Genomic DNA, 16,404 nt, shown 5'->3' with positions numbered 1-16,404 from the left:
GCGCCCATTCCCCTCGGATGTATTCAGGGCGATCATACCGTGAGTATGATCGCCCCGAGGAGGCGACGATGAAATCGGCAAGAATTTCCCTTAGTCTTCCGGCAGACCTGCTCGGGCTACTCGAAGGATCGCGTGCGCCGGGCCAGAGCCGTAGCGAGCTGATCGTGCAGGCGCTGGACGCAGAGCTGCCCGTCACAGGGTGAGGCGGAGGCATATGCTCGTGGGTACGCCCGGATCCCCGAGACCGAGGATGACGGCCCCGAATGATGCTCCCCGCTACGCGGTTGGCCTTCTCTAAAAAGGTTTCGTACCGTCTGCCCGGTACCGCGCGATCGTCGATATGCTGAATCAGGCCCTCGTGCCGACCGGTCCGAGCGCCCGGAGTCTACTTCTGCCTGGCAGGGCGGGCAACGGGACGGGACGTCGCGCCGGGCCGCGATCCTGCTGCGCCGCGGCCGTCATCCGATGACTGGGGCAATGCGGCGAGCGCGTCGACGAGGTCGCGCAGGCGCGTCGTCCACCCCGCGCCACGACCGAGTGGGATGCGAACCTGGTTGCTGCGCGCTTCAATGGGAAATCCCAGATCGTGGGCGAGCCGTCCCGCGTCGATGGCGCGCGACTCCCGGAATCGAGCCACGATCTGGCCGGCGTCCACCAGAACCTCCTCGATCCCGGCTTCGATGGCGGCGACACGCAGGCTGAGAAGGTAGAAGAGGTTCATGGCTGGCTCGGGGGGAGGGCCGAAGCGGTCCTCGATCTCCGCCATCAGCTCTCCGAGGGCGGGGCCATCGCGGACCGACGCGAGCCGCTGGTAGAGGTTGAGTCGCGCGGATTCGTCTTCGACGTAGTCCGGCGGTAGCGACGCGTCGAGGGGAAGATTGATGCTCGCGGTAGGCGTCTCGATGGCCGCGCCGGAGAGCACGCGCTCCATTCTCAGCCCGCCCTCCCCGGGTTCGCCCTCCCGTTCGAGCGACTGCTCCCGAAGCGTCTTGAGCTGATCGACGGCCTCGGCCAGCAGCCGGCAATAGAGATTGAAGCCCACGGCGCTGATGTGGCCGTGCTGCTCCACGCCGAGCAGGTTCCCCGCTCCCCGAATCTCGAGGTCCTTGAGCGCGATCCGGTAGCCGGCGCCCAGCTCGGTGGCCTCGAAGATCGCGCGAAGCCGCTTCTCGGCGATCTCGGTGAGCTGGCGGTCGCGCGGATACAGAAAGTAGGCGTACGCGCGGTTGGAGGCGCGCCCGACGCGCCCCCGGAGCTGGTAGAGCTGGGACAGGCCGAACTGATCGGCATTCGTCACGATGATCGTGTTCACGTTCGGGAGGTCCAGCCCAGCCTCGATGATCGTGGTGCACACCAGGACGTCCGCGTCGCCATTGGCGAAGGCGAGCATTGCCTCCTCGAGCTCTTCATCGCTCATCTGTCCGTGGCCGACGACGATGCGCGCTTCCGGAACCAACGCGGAGAGCCGTGCGGCCACCTGGTTGATGGAATGGACGCGGTTCGAGACGTAGAAGACCTGCCCGCCGCGGTCCAGCTCGCGCAGAATCGCTTCGCGAATCAATCCCTCGTCGTGCTCGGCGACCGCGGTCCGGATCGGTAGGCGCTCCTCCGGTGGCGTCTGGATCATGCTGAGGTCGCGCACCCCGACCAGCGAGAGGTGCAAGGTGCGGGGGATGGGCGTCGCCGAGAGGGTGAGGACGTGGACTTCTGTTCGGAGCTCTTTGAAGCGCTCTTTGTGGGCGACGCCGAATCGCTGCTCCTCGTCGATGATCACGAGCCCGAGGTCCTTGAAGCCCACGTCCCGCTGGAGCAGGCGATGGGTTCCGATCACGACGTCGACGCGCCCGTCGCGCAGACCCTCGATGACGTCACGCGCCTGCCGGTCGGTGAGGAATCGCGACAGCATTTCAACCCGCACCGGGAACGGCGCGAGTCGCTCGCGGAACGTCTGGAGATGCTGCTGCGCGAGTACGGTGGTGGGCACGAGCACGGCGACCTGCTTGCCCTGGTTCACGGCTTTGAAGGCCGCCCGAAGCGCGACTTCCGTCTTCCCGTATCCCACGTCTCCCACAAGCAGGCGGTCCATAGGGCGCGGGTGCTCGAGGTCCTCCTTCACCTCCGCGGTGGCTTGGAGCTGGTCCGGTGTCTCGACGTAGGGAAACGACGCCTCCAGCTCCATCTGCCACGGCGTGTCCTCGCCGAACGCGTCCGTCGCCGCCAGCTCGCGGCGCGCGTATAGCTCCACCAAGTCCTTGGCGATCCGTTGGACGGCGCCGCGGATGCGCTGCTTCGTTCGATGCCACTCGCCACTTCCCAGCCTGGTCAACGCGGGCAGCGCCTCTCCCGCCCCGATGTAGGGCGAGACTCGATCGGCATGCTCGACCGGTACCCGAAGCCGCCCACGTTCGGCGTACTCGATGTCCAGGTACTCCCGCGCGATGCCGGTTTCGCGGTCTGCGATGCGGACCAGCCCACGGAATCGACCGATGCCGTGGTCGACGTGGACCACGAGCCCCCCAACCTCCAGATCGCTCAAGAAGCGCTCACGGGCGGAGACGGTCAGACGGCGACCCGCCCGTCGGACTTTGGCCCACCCAAAGATCTCGCGGTCCGTGAGGAGGGTAAGCCCGATCTCGCGATTCATCCATCCCTCGCCGAGGACGCCGTGGGCCAGAATAAAGCCGTGCACGGGCTCGCTTTCGCTCGCGGCCATTCCGTCCGCCAGCTCGGTAAAAGCCACGGCGTCGTCGCGCAATAGCTCCGCCAGCCGCGCTGCCTGCTGGCTCACGACGACCGTATGCTCCGCCGGCCGCCCATCGCGGACGGCGGGCGCCCGCGCGTCGTCTATTAGGCGTTGGATGGCGCCCTGGTACGCCGGGGCCGGGACGAATGCGCCGTCGAGGGCGTCCGCGTCGAGGGCGAAGTCGAGCCGGAGGGGGCGCGACGGAGCGCCGAGGTCGCCTCGCCCCAGAGTCTCCTCCAGCTCGGTCCACGTCCAGTAGGGTCGAGGCACACCCGCAGGCCCCTCCCCCCGATCGACCAGATCGATCGCCAGCTCCTCAGCCTGGCGCTCGAGGGAGCGCGCCGTCGTGGCCACGGCGCCGATCTCGTCCACGACCAGTAGCCCGTTCGGTGGCAGATAGCTGAGAATCGACGCGGACCCGAGAAGTCCTCGATACCACTCGAGCAGCGCGAAGGTCTTCCCCTCGCCCAACATGCGCAGCTCGTCCTCGACGTCGTCCCGAACCCGCGGCCGCGCGCGGCTCAGGTCCAGCATCTCCTGCGCTCGGCGGGCGACCGTCGAGTCTCCGACCAGCACCTCGTGTCCGGGTCCGATGACGAACCGATCGACGCGCTCGCCCGATCGCTGCGTGGCTGGGTCGAATAGACGAATCGACTCGACGTCGTTCCCCCACAGCTCGATGCGGAACGCTGGGCGCGTCGCCGGTGGAGCCATCGAGCCCTGGCGGACTCCAAGCGGGAACACGTCGAGGATTCCGCCGCGCCGGGCGAACTCGCCGGGCCCTTCGACCACCGATGTGGGCTCGTATCCCGCGCGGACCCAGTCCCCGATCAGCCGGTCCGGGCGGATCCGATCGCCGACGGCCACGGTCCACGTCGTCGCCCGGCATGCGTCCGGGGCCATGATTCGGTCCATGGCTGCGCGGGCCGTCGCCACGACGAGAGGAGGGGCGGCCGCGGGCTGCGCCGACGTGGCGAGGGCGAGCATCGCCTCGATCCGCATCGAGAGGTGCTCGGGGCCGGGAGGCAGCCGCTCATAGGGGAGGGCGTCGAGGTCGGGGAAGAGATACACCGAGGCCGGGTCCTCTGACCAGGATTCCAGCTCCTGGGCGAGCTGCCGACCGCGTGCGAGGCGGCTCACCAGAACGATCGTCGGGCGACGCAGCTCCGCGTGGAGCGCTGCGAGGAACGCCGGCTTCGCGGCATCCAGGAGCGAGATCCGGAGGGGCTCTCGGACTCGACTGGCGCCGGCGCGGCGCGATGCCTCGATCGCATCGGAAGCCGCCGAGTCGACGAGGCGGTCTCGTAGGGCCGCGTAGCCCGCGTCTCGCCGGATCGTTGAGAGCAGCCGGTTGAGCCTCATGGGGCGTCACGCCGGCCGGGTGGCGCGGAAACGTCGACGCGTTCGGTGGCGCGTCACGGTGAGCCCGGTGCGGAGGTTCGATTGAACCGGTTCATCGTCTCGTCCGCTCCATGCTCGATCCAGCATTCCACGGCATCCGCGGCGGTCGCAATCGCCTTCTCAATCGTGGCCCGCTCCGCTGGGCTGAAGCGCGTGAGGACGTAGTCGATGGGGTCCACCCCCGGCGGCGGACGACCGATGCCCACGCGGAGCCGCGGGAAGTCCTGGCTTCCCAGGGCGTCGATGATGGACTTGAGCCCGTTGTGGCCGCCGGCGCTCCCTCGGGGCCTGAGGCGAACGGTGCCGAGGGCGAGGTCCATGTCGTCGACGACGACCAGGAGATCATCCAGGCTCCAAACGTTGTGGCGCTTGCGCAGGAGCGCGACGGGCGCGCCACTCGCGTTCATCATGGTGGTTGGCTGTGCCAGGACGACCGGCTGGCCCGAAATGGCGCCTTCGCCCACGATGACCGGGCCTCGGCTCCTGCCGGGCACGTTGTGCCGTCGCCCCAGCTCGGCGACGACCGCGAAACCGACGTTGTGGCGCGTGTGGTGGTAGCGCGGCCCGGGATTCCCCAGGCCGACGATGAGCTTCGTCATGTCCTGCGTTTTTACCGAATGGCCAGCAACGCTGGGCCGCCATTGAGACATCCGTGCGAAAGCGAGGGCGCTGGGCGAGAAACGGCGCGCTGAGCGGCGTGATCGGTGACCGATGGGCCGATCAGTAGGCGTTGCGGCCGCGCACCACCGCGGCGATCGTTTGGATCAGGATCTTGAGGTCGAACGCTGGGGACCAGTGCTCGACATAAAACAAATCATAGAGGGTCCGCTCCTCGATCGGCGACTGGCCGCGTAGCCCATTCACCTGCGCCCACCCGGTCACGCCGGCCTTCTCCTGATGTCGCTTCTCGTACCGGGGGATGAAGCGCCGAAACTGCTCCACGAAGTACGGCCGCTCGGGCCTTGGGCCCACGAGACTCATGTCGCCCATGAGGACATTGACGAGCTGAGGCAGCTCGTCAATGGAGTAATGGCGAAGCCAGCGCCCGAGGCGGGTCGTCCGCGCGTCGTCCGGTAGCGCCCAAACCGGTCCCGTCTGAGCCTCCGCGTCGACGTGCATGGTTCGGAATTTGGCGCACGCGAAAGGCCTGCCGTCGACGCCAACGCGCTCCTGGATGAAGAAGACCGGCCCCTGGGAAGAGCTGAGCTTCACTGCGATGGCGACCGCGATCATCACCGGCGAGAGGAGGATGAGGAGCGTCGCGGACAGGACGATGTCCAGCGCGCGCTTGACGAGGAGGTTCCAGCCACGCAGGTTCACGTCGCGAACGCGCAGCATCGGCAGCCCGCCCAGCTCGCTGACGCCCACCTCGCGGACCACGAGCTGGAAGACGTCGGGGAAGACTTTCACGTTGACGCGGGCCCGGTCGCAGGCCGCGACGACGTCGAGGACTTCCGCATGGGTCAATTCGGGGTCGGCGACGACGACCTCGCGGGCACCCGACATCTCGAGGAGCCGCGGCAAATCGCCGAGGCTACCCAAGACGGGCGGGTCGACGCCATTCGCGGCGCCGGGGAGCGACACGGGGGGCGCCGCGCCGTCCACCGCCCCGCCGAGGGGCTCCCCGGTGCCCACGAACCCGATTACTCGGTATCCCAGCTCGGGCGCTGCCAGAATCTTGCGAAGGATGGTGTGTCCCTCGTTTCCCGGGCCGATGATGATCATCAGCTCGGGATCCAGGCCGGCGCGGCGCGCCAGACGCATCCCCTGCTCGATGGCGAGGCGGCTGACCCACACGAACAGGATCGAGAGTCCCCAGGCGTAGATGAGCATCGGACGGGGCACGTCCAGTCCCCGCAGGCTGAACGCGGCGAGCGCCATTGCCATCACGTTCCCGATGGTCACGGCGAGGAAGATCGCGCCCAGGTGCTCGGAATGCGATGCGCCTCGCCTCGGCAGATAAAGTCGCATCAGGGCGATGGTGGCGACGAGCGCGAAGATCTGGAATGCGAGCGTCGGGACATAGTCGCTGAAGGGCGTCAGCCGGCTGGGCCTGGGCTCCATCGCGGCGCGAATCTGGTACGCGAGCAGGAACGCGAGGACGATGGCCGCGACGTCTCCCACCACCATGGCCAGCACGCACGATGTCCGGATGACGCGGCCCGTTCGAACGGCGCGGCGTGGCAGGGGCCGAGTCGCGAGCGCATCGGAGTCACGGACCGCCGCGACAAGGGAAGCACGGGGATGTTCGACGCGCGCGAACTCGTTCGCCACCGTCAGTCGCTCCCGTATCGTGTCACGTCAGGTCTGGGCGATGAGATGGCGACGCTCCCACCATCACGTCGCCACCCGACGCTGGCTGGGTGCTCGCAGCGCATTTTTCACGAGTGACCACATCAACCGCGCCCACACGCCCGCCACGATTACCACGCGGAGCGCCGGGGGCGTCGATGAGCGGTAGTGCTTCTCATAAAACAGCCGCATTGCGTCGTAAAAGGCGATGGTGGCGCGCTGGCTGTCCTGGCGGCTCGCCTCTCCCTTATAGTGCCGCACGACCACTCCCGGATTGTATCGGATGCGCCATCCCTGGGCTTTGATGCGATACGCCCAGTCAAGATCCTCACCGTACATGAAGAAGCGCTCATCGAGCCCACCCACCTGGTCGATGACCTCCCGCCGAACGAGCATGCAGGCGCCCGAAACCGCGTCCACATCCACCTCGACGTCAGCGTCCAGAAACCGCAGATTGTAGCGTCCAAATCGCGGATGTCCCGGAAACAGACGAGATAGCCCGGAGAGCCGGTAAAAGGCGACCGAAGGCGTCGGGAAACTGCGGCGACATGCCAGATCGAGCGTTCCATCTGCAAGAACCAGCTTCGGGCCGACAGCTCCGACATCGGAATGGGCATCGAGATAACCAACGAGTGTCGGGAGGGCGTCTGGTGGAAGCTCGGTGTCTGGATTCAAGAGCAGAACCGTGCGTCCGCACGAACGCTCGATCGCGCCGTTATTGGCTCTCGCGAAGCCAACGTTCGCCGAATTGCGCACCAGCTCGACGTCTGGGAACTCCGCTGCAACCATATTCGCGCTGCCATCCGACGACGCATTGTCTACGACGATGACCTGAATCGTGGGCGGCCCGTTGCTCCGGGCGACCGATCGCAAGCAGGAGCGAAGTCGCTCCCGCGTGTTGTAATTGACGATGATTACGGTCACGTCACAACTGCCGGTGGCGGCGACGGGGCGTGGGCGCGCAGCGGCAACGTCGTCGCGCAGGCCGGCCGCGGGGATGCGGTCGCGGTGGGTGGTCCGCCAGAGGAGGCCGACCGGGTACCCCAGCATCTTCGCAACGTCGCCGACGATCCGGATCGGCAAGATCAGCGCGGCAGCGCGCACGAAGTCGACGGAATCGCCGGGTGTGAACGGCGGGTGGCGGTCTCCTGGCCCGCTGCGCTGGTCCCACCTCGGCGCGTTCGGTTCGCGGCCGTCGTCGTCCGTGGGCCGAGCTCGCGCGCTCGACACCAGCCTGCGCGCCGGACGATACGCGTACGCGGCGGTGCCGACCACGAGCAGGCCCGCGGCGCCGGGCTGCCTCCGGGCTCGCGCGAGGAGGAGAGCCCCCGCCGCGAACGCGATGTAGCGCATGACGTGTTGCGCTCGCCACAGGTCCGCTTTCCCGTCGCCGCGTCCATAGCGATAGTACTGGCGGAAGAATGCGCGGAAGCCGGCGCGAGGCCGAAACCGCGCGATGGCGTCCGGGACCCACACGAATTGCGCCCCGGCAGCCTGTAACGCGCGGTCGAACACCAGGTCCTCGCAAACGTCGAGCCACTCGGGATATCCGCCAGCCTTTTCCCACATCGACCGGCGGATCGCCACCGAACGACTGGACGGGAGAAATCCGCCCGGCTCGATTTCGTCCCCGGTTGGGAGCACGGTGGCCCCGAGGACCCACTCGAAGAGCGTGCGGGGGTCGGAAGTGAAGAACCCGCTGGCCACGTCGATCGAGCAGTCCGCTTCGAGAGGCTGGGCCAACCGCTCGAGCCATGCGGGGTCCAGGCGGACGCCCCCGTCCGTGACCGCGATGATGTCGCCAGATGCGCGAGCGATGGCCGCGTTTCGCCCGCGGCTAATGTTGGCGCCCGGGACCTGAAGCGCCGTGCGATCGGGGCTCTCGGACGCCCACGTTCGTAGGATTTCGTAGGAGCCGTCGTCGGATCCGCCGTCGACGATGATGACTTCGTCAGGAGCGCGCGTCTGGTCGGCGATGGAGGCGAGAAGCGCGGGGAGGCTTCGTCGCTCGTTGAGGACGGTCGCCACCAGTGAGATGCGCGACCGGTGCGCTGGCATGCCCGTACTTTAGCAGGAGTGGGCGGCGATGTCCGGAGTCGACCGGCCGAAGGCGAAGGCGATTCCGTCGCGGCGCTGTTGGAGCCCGGGGTGTGCGTGCGATCACACCGCCCGGCCGTCCAACAGATGAGCGGGGCCCGCGACGGAGACAGACCAGTCAGGTACACTGATCGAAGCGCCAATTTCCGTACACGAGTGGGGACATGCCAAACCGATTTTCCCGACGCACAAGCGAGCTTCATGCGGGAGTCGTCAGCGCTGTCGCGGTCCTGCTGTTAGGGGCTTCGGCGGCCGCCTGCAGCCCGCAGCCGGTCACCGTCGATTCCATCGCCGTCCAGTCCGTTTCGCGCGGCGATCAAAACGCGTCTGCCATCGGTCAGGAGATCCAGACCCGCGCCATGGTCGCGCTGGCGGAGTTGGCCGAGGACGCGACGCCGCCCGACGAGGCCGGATCGGGCCAATCCGCCGACCCCGGCGACGCTCCCAATGCGACCGCCGCGCAGACCGGGGAGGCGGCTGCCACCGCGACACCGACGGGCGCGGAGATCCCGACGCCGGACCTATCGTCCATCAGCCAGATGGTCGACCTATCGGCGATCCAGGACATGATGACGCAGCTCAACCAGATGGGATCGGGATCGACCTCGATCGGCGTGGCGGTCAATCCGACGCCCGCCGCGATGCCGTCTCTGCAGATCCAGCTGACCCCGCTGCCCGAGGGCCAGGGGGTCATCGCAACGCCGACGCCGGCACCCTAGCGGGTCAGCTCCCTCGATTGTGCCCTGACTGTCCGGGACGCACGCGCCGCGGCGCTACGCCCGGAAGAAGAAGAGCAGCGTCATCGTCGCCCCGACCGCAACGACGAACGCCCGTACGAAGCGGGGGTCGATGCGGCGCGCGATGGAGGCAGCGCCATACCCGCCGATGACGGCTCCGCCGAGCATGACCAGCGCGTGCGGCCACACGACGATGCCCGACAAGACGAAGACGATGACCGCGACACCGTTGATGCACGCCGTCAGCAGGCTTTTGAGCGCGTTCGCTTCCTGGATGTCGTCGATCCCCATGGCCACGAACGCGGCGAGCATGAGAATCCCGAGCCCGCCGCCGAAATAGCCGCCGTAGATCGCCATCACGAACTGAGCTACCCAGAGCCCCACGAGTGATCGCCGCGACGTCGCGTCGCTCACCTGGGTCCACCGTGTCAGCCAGCTCGTCAGACTTCGCCCGCACGCGAAGAGGACCGTCGCGATGAGCAGAAGAAACGGGACCAGGCGAACGAAAGTGATCTGCGGCGTGCTCAGCAGGAGGAGCGAGCCACTGAGGCCGCCCAGCAGGCTCGCGCTTGCCAGCACCGCCACGAGCGCCGGGCGGTGATGCGCCAGCTCGCGCCGGTAGGCGGCGACGCTCGCCCATGTGCCGGGCCAGAGGGCGACGGTGCTAGTCACGTTCGCCGTCTTGGGCAGGATGCCAGCGAACACCAGGGACGGAAAGGTCAAAAACGTCCCGCCGCCGGCGACGGCGTTGAGAGAGCCTCCGAAGATCGCCGTGGCGAAGAGCATGAGCCAGGGCAGCACAGGGTCCACGTACGCACTCCGACCGCTTGGATGGGATGATGGGCGCAAGCCGCCGCACGACATGAGTCGGCGTCGGGCTGGGGCGATCCGAAGCGAATGGGGGCGCGGGCCGGGGCTCACCGCGGTGAGGGGCCGCGCGCGATCGCCGTCAACATCCTACCAGAAGCATCGGCCCACCCGCCTGGCGTCGACCGCCCAATGCGCGGGGAGCGGATGCAGGACGGCGTTTCTGGCCCCGCGGCTGTGCTAATCTGGAGAGGGGTCGTTCCCGCGGCTGGAGGCGCCATGAGCATCTGGCTGGCACGGCGTGCCCGATTCGTCGTAGCTTCAATCGCCCTGGCGCTTGTCGCGGGCTGCACGCCGCAGGCTGCGCAGCGGCCGGGCGCCGAATCCTCGGGAAAGCTTGGCGGCTCGGTCGACGTCCTGGCAACCTGGGGCGGGGACGAGCAGGACAGCTTTCTCGCCATGGTCAAACCCTTCGAAGATCAGACCGGCGTTCACGTCCAATACGAGTCGACGCGCGATCTGAACGCCGTGCTCACGACCCGCGTCCAGGGCGGGAACCCCCCGGATGTCGCGGGTCTCCCGGGGCCCGGGCAGATGGCGGAGCTGGCACGGGGCGGCCACCTGGTGGATCTCGCCGGCGTCCTCGACATGTCGGCGATGCGGGATCAGTATTCGGACGAGTGGCTGCGGCTCGGGCAGGTGAACGGTAAGCAGGTCGGGATCTTCATCAAGGCCGCGGCGAAAGGGCTCATCTGGTACGACCCGAAGTCTTTCGCCCGGGCCGGCTACCAAAAGCCGGCCTCATGGGACGAGCTGATGGCGCTCTCCCGCCGCATCGCGGACTCCGGTGTCACTCCGTGGTGCATCGGGTTGGAGGGTGGCGCGTCCAGCGGGTGGCCGGGCACCGACTGGCTCGAGGACATCGTGCTTCGCCAGGCAGGACCGGACGTGTACGACCAGTGGTATCAGGGCAGGCTCGCCTGGAGCTCGCCGGAGATCAAACGCGCTTGGCAATCGTGGGGCCAGATCGTCGCCGATCCCCGGATGGTCTTTGGCGGGCGCCAGGGGATGCTGGCGACGAACTTCGGCGACGCGGGCACCCCGATGTTCGGCGATCCCCCGCGGTGCTATCTCCACCACCAGGCCAGCTTCATCACCAGCTTCTTCCTTCAGGCCAACCCAGGGCTCAACCCCGTCGACGATTTCGACTTCTTCCCTTTCCCGGACATCGATTCGCAGTATGCCGGAGCCGTCGAGGCCGCCGGTGACCTGTTCGGCATGTTCAAAGACACGCCGCAGGCCCGCGCGCTCGTCAAATATCTGAGCACCCCACAGGCGCAGGCCATCTGGGTCAAGCGCGGCGGCGCGATCTCCCCGAACCGACAGGTTCCCCTGACCGACTATCCGGACCCCTTGTCCACCCGCTCGGCACAGCTCCTGACCGGTGCGCGGACCGTGCGCTTCGATGCCTCTGACCTCATGCCGGACGCGATGAACACGGCCTTCTGGAAGGCCATCCTCGACTACGTCAACAATCCAGACTCGCTTGATTCCATCCTCTCGACGCTCGACTCGGTTCGGACCAGCGCCTACGCCACGTAAATCACGAACGCGCCAGCGCCTCCGGAGCATCTGAGGAGCGATGGATCGACTTGTCGTCGCCATTGCCGCCGTGGCGGCAGTCGTCACCTCGGGCGTCGTCTACGTCACGGTTGGCGAGCGCATTCTGGGCCTCCTGCCGCAAAACGGCCGGCGCGCGGCGCGCCCATGGCTGTGGCTGGCGCCCGCCCTCGCGTCGGTCGTGGCATTTCTCGTTCTTCCCACCGTCAATACGGTCCTGCTGTCCGTGCGCAATCCATCGACCGGCGCGTGGATTGGGCTCGCCCACTACGCGTCCGTGCTGGGCGATCCGAGCGTGCAGGTCGCCCTCCGAAACAACCTCCTGTGGATCGTCGTCTTCCCGACCGCGGTGGTCCTCCTGGGGTTGACCATCGCGCTCCTCACCGACCAAGTGCGGTACGAGCGGGTGGCGCAGGCGGTCGTGTTTCTGCCGATGGCGATCTCCTTCGTCGCGGCGGGCGTCATCTGGCGGTTGATGTACGAGTTCCGTCCGCCACCGCTGCCGCAGACCGGCACGCTGAACGCCTTCCTGATGTTCGTGGCGCCTGGATTCGACCCACATGCCTGGCTGATCGACAACCCGCCCTGGAACAATCTGGCCCTCATTGTCGCGGCGGCGTGGGTCTGGACTGGATTCTGCATGGTGGTCCTCTCCGCCGCGCTGAAGGGTGTTCCCTCAGAGATTCGTGAGGCGGCGCGCGTCGACGGCGCGACGGAGCTGCAGGCCGTTCGTTTTGTCGTGATCCCCATGCTCGGCGACACCATCGCGGTCGTGGCGACCACGATGGTGATCTTCGCGCTCAAAGCCTTCGACATCGTCTACGTGATGACGAATGGGAACTACGAGACCGAGGTCATCGCGAATCGGATGTACAAGGAGATGTTCACGGTCCGGGACTTCGGGCACGCGAGCGCGCTCGCCGTGGTCCTCCTGCTGGCCGTCGTCCCGGCCATCGCGCTCAATCTCCGGCGTTTTCGCCAGCAGGGGGCAAGGTGATCACGTTAGCGGCGTGGGCGGGACCTGGTGGCTCGGCTTCCGCTGCGGCGCGTCGGTGGGCGATGCGCCTTCTCGTGCATCTCGCGGTCGTCGGCATAGCCGTCGTGTGGATGCTACCCACGGTCGCCCTCTTCGTCAGCTCGCTCCGCCCGCCCGCCCTCGTGGCCGCGAGCGGCTGGTGGACCGCCTTCACGCCGCCCTTCGCGTTCACCCTGGCGAACTACCAGCGGGTGCTCTCGGCGAACAATATGGCCCAAAGCTTCGCGAACAGCGTGGTCATCAGCCTGCCGGCCACCGTCATCCCGATCGTGCTCGCCGCGTTCGCGGCCTACGCCTTCGCCTGGATGGAGTTCCCCGGGCGAACCATCCTGTCGCTCGCGGTGGTCGGCCTGCTGGTCGTCCCGATCCAGGTCACGCTGATCCCGGTGCTTCAGCTCTTCACGCTGTTCGGTCTTAACGGGACGTTCCTCGCCGTCTGGCTCGCCCACACGGGGTTCGGAATGCCCCTCGCCGTGTACCTACTGCGGAACTTCTTCGCGGCGCTTCCGCGCGAGATGCTCGAGGCCGCGGAGGTCGACGGCGCGTCGCCGCCCCGCGTATTCTTTGGTCTCGTGCTACCGGTGTCCGGTCCGGCCATCGCGTCGCTGGCGATCTTTCAGTTCCTCTGGGTCTGGAACGACCTGCTGGTTGCGCTCGTGTTTCTCGGAGGCTCGCCGGACGTCGCGCCGATGACGGTGACGGTGAGCAATCTGGTGAACTCGCTCGGACAGAATTGGCAGCTTCTCACCGCCGCTGCTTTCGTCTCCATGTCTGTTCCGCTCGCGGTGTTTTTCAGTCTGCAACGCTTTGTCGTCCGCGGAATCATCGCCGGATCGATCAAAGGGTAGCGTTGTGGGATAGAATCCCGCGGCCGAGAACCCTCCGATCGAGCCAGGCGAGCATGATCGAAGCCGAGTCCACCCCCGCGTCACCTGCCGCCTCCGCCCCGCCATTTGGGCGCGGCGCAAATGTCCTCGTTGCCGCGCGTAGCCTGTTCACCCGCCGGATCGCGGGCAAGATCATCCTCCCCTATCTCGTTCTCCTCGTCCTCGTGGCCCTCCTGGCCACGCGCATCACCATCGACATGCTGGACAGCTCGCTGGAGGAGAAGTACCGGGAGGAGCTGGCAGCGGCGGGGCGGTCGGCCAACGAAGCGATGGTGCTGCTCGAAGACCGCAACCTGACGTCGCTACGGCATATGGCCTTCACCGAGGGTGTCGACCGCGCGCTGGCGGACAACGATACGGCGGCGCTCCAGCGACTGATCGCGCCGATCGCCGCGAACGACCGAATCGCCTACGTGGACGTGTTTGGCGCGGACGGCGCGCAGCTCCTCTCTCTGCGCGCCACCAGCCTCGGTCCGGACGCGTCGGCGCGCGTCGACCCCAGCGCTGGGCAGTCGGCGCCGATCCAATATGTGCTGCGCGGCGCATCCGACCAGCTGGGAGACAAGTACGCGGGCATCGTCGCGACCCCGTGGGGGCGGATGTTCGTATCCGCGGCGCCAGTGCGCCTGGATGACGACCTCGTGGGCGCGATCGCGGTGAGCGTGCCCATCGATGAGGTCGCCAGTCGACTGAGCCAGGAAGCCGGCTCCAGGGGCATCACCATCTACGACGTCGACGGCTCGCCGATGGTGAGCACCATTCGGGCTTCGGCTTCGACCCTGGCGGAGGCGCTGACGCTGCCCAGCGACCAGCGCGCAGCGGCCCTTCGCGGCAACGACGTCGTCGTGCGGCGCTCCCGGGTGGGCGACGTTCTGTACGTCGAAGCCCTCGGAGCCCTGGCGATTCGGCGCGAGCCCAACTTCGTCGTCGGGACGGGGAACGTGATCAACATCATCGAGGAGCGTGGCGCTCAGGCCCGCGTCGCGATGATCGTCCTCTTCGCCGGCGTCCTGGTCCTCGTTCTCGCCATCGGCATCGCCCTGGCCCGGCGCATCACCCAGCCGGTGTATGCCCTCGTGGAGGCGACCGACCGCGTCCGCCGCAATGACCTCGACTTCGAAGTTCCCGTACGAACGGAGGACGAGCACGGGATCCTCACCGAGGCATTCAACGAGATGCGTGGCGGGCTTCGCGAGCGAGAGCGGTCGCGGGCAGCGATCGAACGCTACATGAGCCCCAAAGTCTATCGGTTGATCCAGGCCGGCGAGCTGAGCATGGGTGGGGTAAGCCGGGAGATCACCGTGTTCAAGAGCGATATTCGGGACTTCACGCCGCTCTCCGAGAAAATGGAGCCCGAAGCGCTCGTCGACTTTCTCAATCGGTACTTCGAAGCCATGGTCGCCGCGATCACCAAGTATGACGGCGAAGTCGACAAGTACATGGGCGACTCCATCCTCGCGAAGTTTGGCGCCACGGAGTGGTATCCGGATCACGCCCGCAAGGCCGTCCTCGCGATGGTGGAGATGGTCGAGACGTGTGAGGCGTTCAACCAGGCCCTCGTCCGGGAGGGCGCGCCGCCGATCCGAATGGGAATAGGCGGCAACACGGGGACGGCAGTCGTCGGCAACATCGGCTCAACGGACCGGATGGAGTACACCATCATCTCCGACGCGGTTAATACCGCTCAGCGCATCGAGGAGCTGTGCAAGGAAGTCGGATGGGATCTGCTGATCAGCGAGGAAACGTATAAGCAGGCGAGCGACGTCGTGGAGGTTGGCCGTCCTTGGAGCATACGACTGCGCGGACGAACCCGCGACACGCTCGTGTATCCGATTCTCGGGCGAATGAATGCCGTGCCGCCTGCGCGTCGGCGCGCCTATGACGGCCTCCTAAAGGAACAGGGTGGCGCGGCAGCGCCCCGCGCGTAGCGTGCTGCGAAGGCTTATGGGGTGCCGCGCCCGGCGCCCTCGCCAAGAGGCGTATCCCCGGCGCCATGCATGGATGCCGCTGAGCATGGTCCAAGCCCTCGAAGATCCCTGGTGCGGGCTCGGTCAGGCCGCCACCGCCGGTCGCCCGGATGAGCCAGGGGGAGTCTGAGGGGTGGTCCGGCCGGATGATGCCGACGATCATGGGCGTCGAAGCGAGGCGGCCTTTGCACCGGTCCTCTACCTCGCGCTCGTCACCCTCGTCGGAACGTCCCTCGCCATCGTGCTGATCGTGAGCTATCGCGGGGCGATCGCGTTCGCCACGCCCACACGCTACAGCGGGACGTTCCTGAATCGCGAGTTCTTCGCCGACTACTCGCCGGACGCGGGACGCACCACGGATTACGCCGTGATCGCGCCGGACGAGGAGTCCGGCGCGCCGCGCGTCAGCTTCATCAGCGTCTCCCATCGCCTCGGGCCCGTCCGCCCGGAGGTGTTGTCCGAGGCGGCGAGCGACCAGCGCGCCATCGACAACGCTCTGCGGGATACTGAAGACCGGTCGCCCGTGTTCGCGACGACGGACGAGATCGCTGGACGGGCCACCGATCTCCAGCAGGCGCACCGAGCCCCGCAAAGCACCACGGGGACGCCGGTGGCGGTGGCGCGTCTCCTGGATGCCACAGCGGTTCGTCCGCGGCCGACGGCGAGCAGCACTGGTCTTGCGGTGCCAATCGCCGGCACGCCGCGGGCTCAGCCGACCCTGCCCTTTGAAGAGCAAGCTTCGCGCCCCACGACGGCCGCGGCGCTGCCTGGCTCGGCTGAAGCGCCATCCGCAACGCCGACGAGCCCTCCGCGACCG

At 67.4% G+C, this 16,404-nt stretch carries 12 protein-coding genes; 7 read left to right on the top strand and 5 right to left on the bottom strand.

Annotated features, from left to right (window positions below):
- Window positions 1-68: 68 nt before the first annotated feature.
- Window positions 69-203 (top strand): hypothetical protein, encoded by a 135-nt coding sequence (locus VFC51_14990; protein ID HZT08329.1) that lies wholly within the window; start codon window positions 69-71, stop codon window positions 201-203.
- A 182-nt stretch (window positions 204-385) separates the two neighbouring features.
- Here the strand turns inward: VFC51_14990 and mfd are convergent, their stop codons facing one another.
- The 4 genes from mfd to VFC51_14970 all read right to left on the bottom strand — a co-directional run bounded on the left by mfd (window position 386) and on the right by VFC51_14970 (window position 8,494).
- The gene (gene mfd / locus VFC51_14985) at window positions 386-4,105 is read right to left on the bottom strand and encodes a transcription-repair coupling factor (GenBank protein ID HZT08328.1); all 3,720 of its coding nucleotides are present in this window, start codon (window positions 4,103-4,105) and stop codon (window positions 386-388) included.
- Window positions 4,106-4,158: 53 nt separating this feature from the next.
- Window positions 4,159-4,743 (bottom strand): aminoacyl-tRNA hydrolase, encoded by a 585-nt coding sequence (pth, locus tag VFC51_14980; protein ID HZT08327.1) that lies wholly within the window; start codon window positions 4,741-4,743, stop codon window positions 4,159-4,161.
- A 121-nt stretch (window positions 4,744-4,864) separates the two neighbouring features.
- Window positions 4,865-6,418 (bottom strand): undecaprenyl-phosphate glucose phosphotransferase, encoded by a 1,554-nt coding sequence (locus VFC51_14975; protein HZT08326.1) that lies wholly within the window; start codon window positions 6,416-6,418, stop codon window positions 4,865-4,867.
- A 63-nt stretch (window positions 6,419-6,481) separates the two neighbouring features.
- The gene (locus VFC51_14970) at window positions 6,482-8,494 is read right to left on the bottom strand and encodes a glycosyltransferase family 2 protein (protein HZT08325.1); all 2,013 of its coding nucleotides are present in this window, start codon (window positions 8,492-8,494) and stop codon (window positions 6,482-6,484) included.
- Between the two features lie 203 nt (window positions 8,495-8,697).
- Here VFC51_14970 and VFC51_14965 point away from each other — a divergent pair, with 203 nt between their 5' ends.
- Complete coding sequence (locus tag VFC51_14965) at window positions 8,698-9,252, top strand: hypothetical protein (GenBank protein HZT08324.1); 555 nt, start codon at window positions 8,698-8,700, stop codon at window positions 9,250-9,252.
- 54 nt (window positions 9,253-9,306) lie between these two features.
- Here VFC51_14965 and VFC51_14960 read toward each other — a convergent pair whose 3' ends face one another.
- A complete protein-coding gene (locus tag VFC51_14960) occupies window positions 9,307-10,080 on the bottom strand; it encodes a sulfite exporter TauE/SafE family protein (protein HZT08323.1) in 774 nt (257 codons plus the stop codon).
- A 276-nt stretch (window positions 10,081-10,356) separates the two neighbouring features.
- Here VFC51_14960 and VFC51_14955 point away from each other — a divergent pair, with 276 nt between their 5' ends.
- The 5 genes from VFC51_14955 to VFC51_14935 form a co-directional block, all read left to right on the top strand.
- Window positions 10,357-11,679, top strand: coding sequence for an ABC transporter substrate-binding protein (locus VFC51_14955; GenBank protein HZT08322.1), 1,323 nt, complete (start codon window positions 10,357-10,359; stop codon window positions 11,677-11,679).
- A gap of 40 nt (window positions 11,680-11,719) precedes the next feature.
- Window positions 11,720-12,694, top strand: coding sequence for a sugar ABC transporter permease (locus VFC51_14950; GenBank protein HZT08321.1), 975 nt, complete (start codon window positions 11,720-11,722; stop codon window positions 12,692-12,694).
- 62 nt (window positions 12,695-12,756) lie between these two features.
- A complete protein-coding gene (locus VFC51_14945; protein ID HZT08320.1) occupies window positions 12,757-13,581 on the top strand; it encodes a carbohydrate ABC transporter permease in 825 nt (274 codons plus the stop codon).
- Window positions 13,582-13,634: 53 nt separating this feature from the next.
- Window positions 13,635-15,548 carry an adenylate/guanylate cyclase domain-containing protein gene (locus tag VFC51_14940; GenBank protein HZT08319.1) on the top strand — a complete coding sequence of 638 codons (1,914 nt, stop codon included), beginning with the start codon at window positions 13,635-13,637 and terminating at the stop codon, window positions 15,546-15,548.
- 172 nt (window positions 15,549-15,720) lie between these two features.
- The coding region (locus tag VFC51_14935) for a hypothetical protein (protein HZT08318.1) at window positions 15,721-16,404 on the top strand (684 nt) is incomplete at its 3' end.

It is taken from the genome of Chloroflexota bacterium, assembly GCA_035652535.1.
Lineage (GTDB): Bacteria > Chloroflexota > UBA6077 > UBA6077 > SHYK01 > DASRDP01.
Note: the sequence above shows the minus strand (reverse complement) of the source record. Positions and strands in the feature narration are given on the sequence as shown.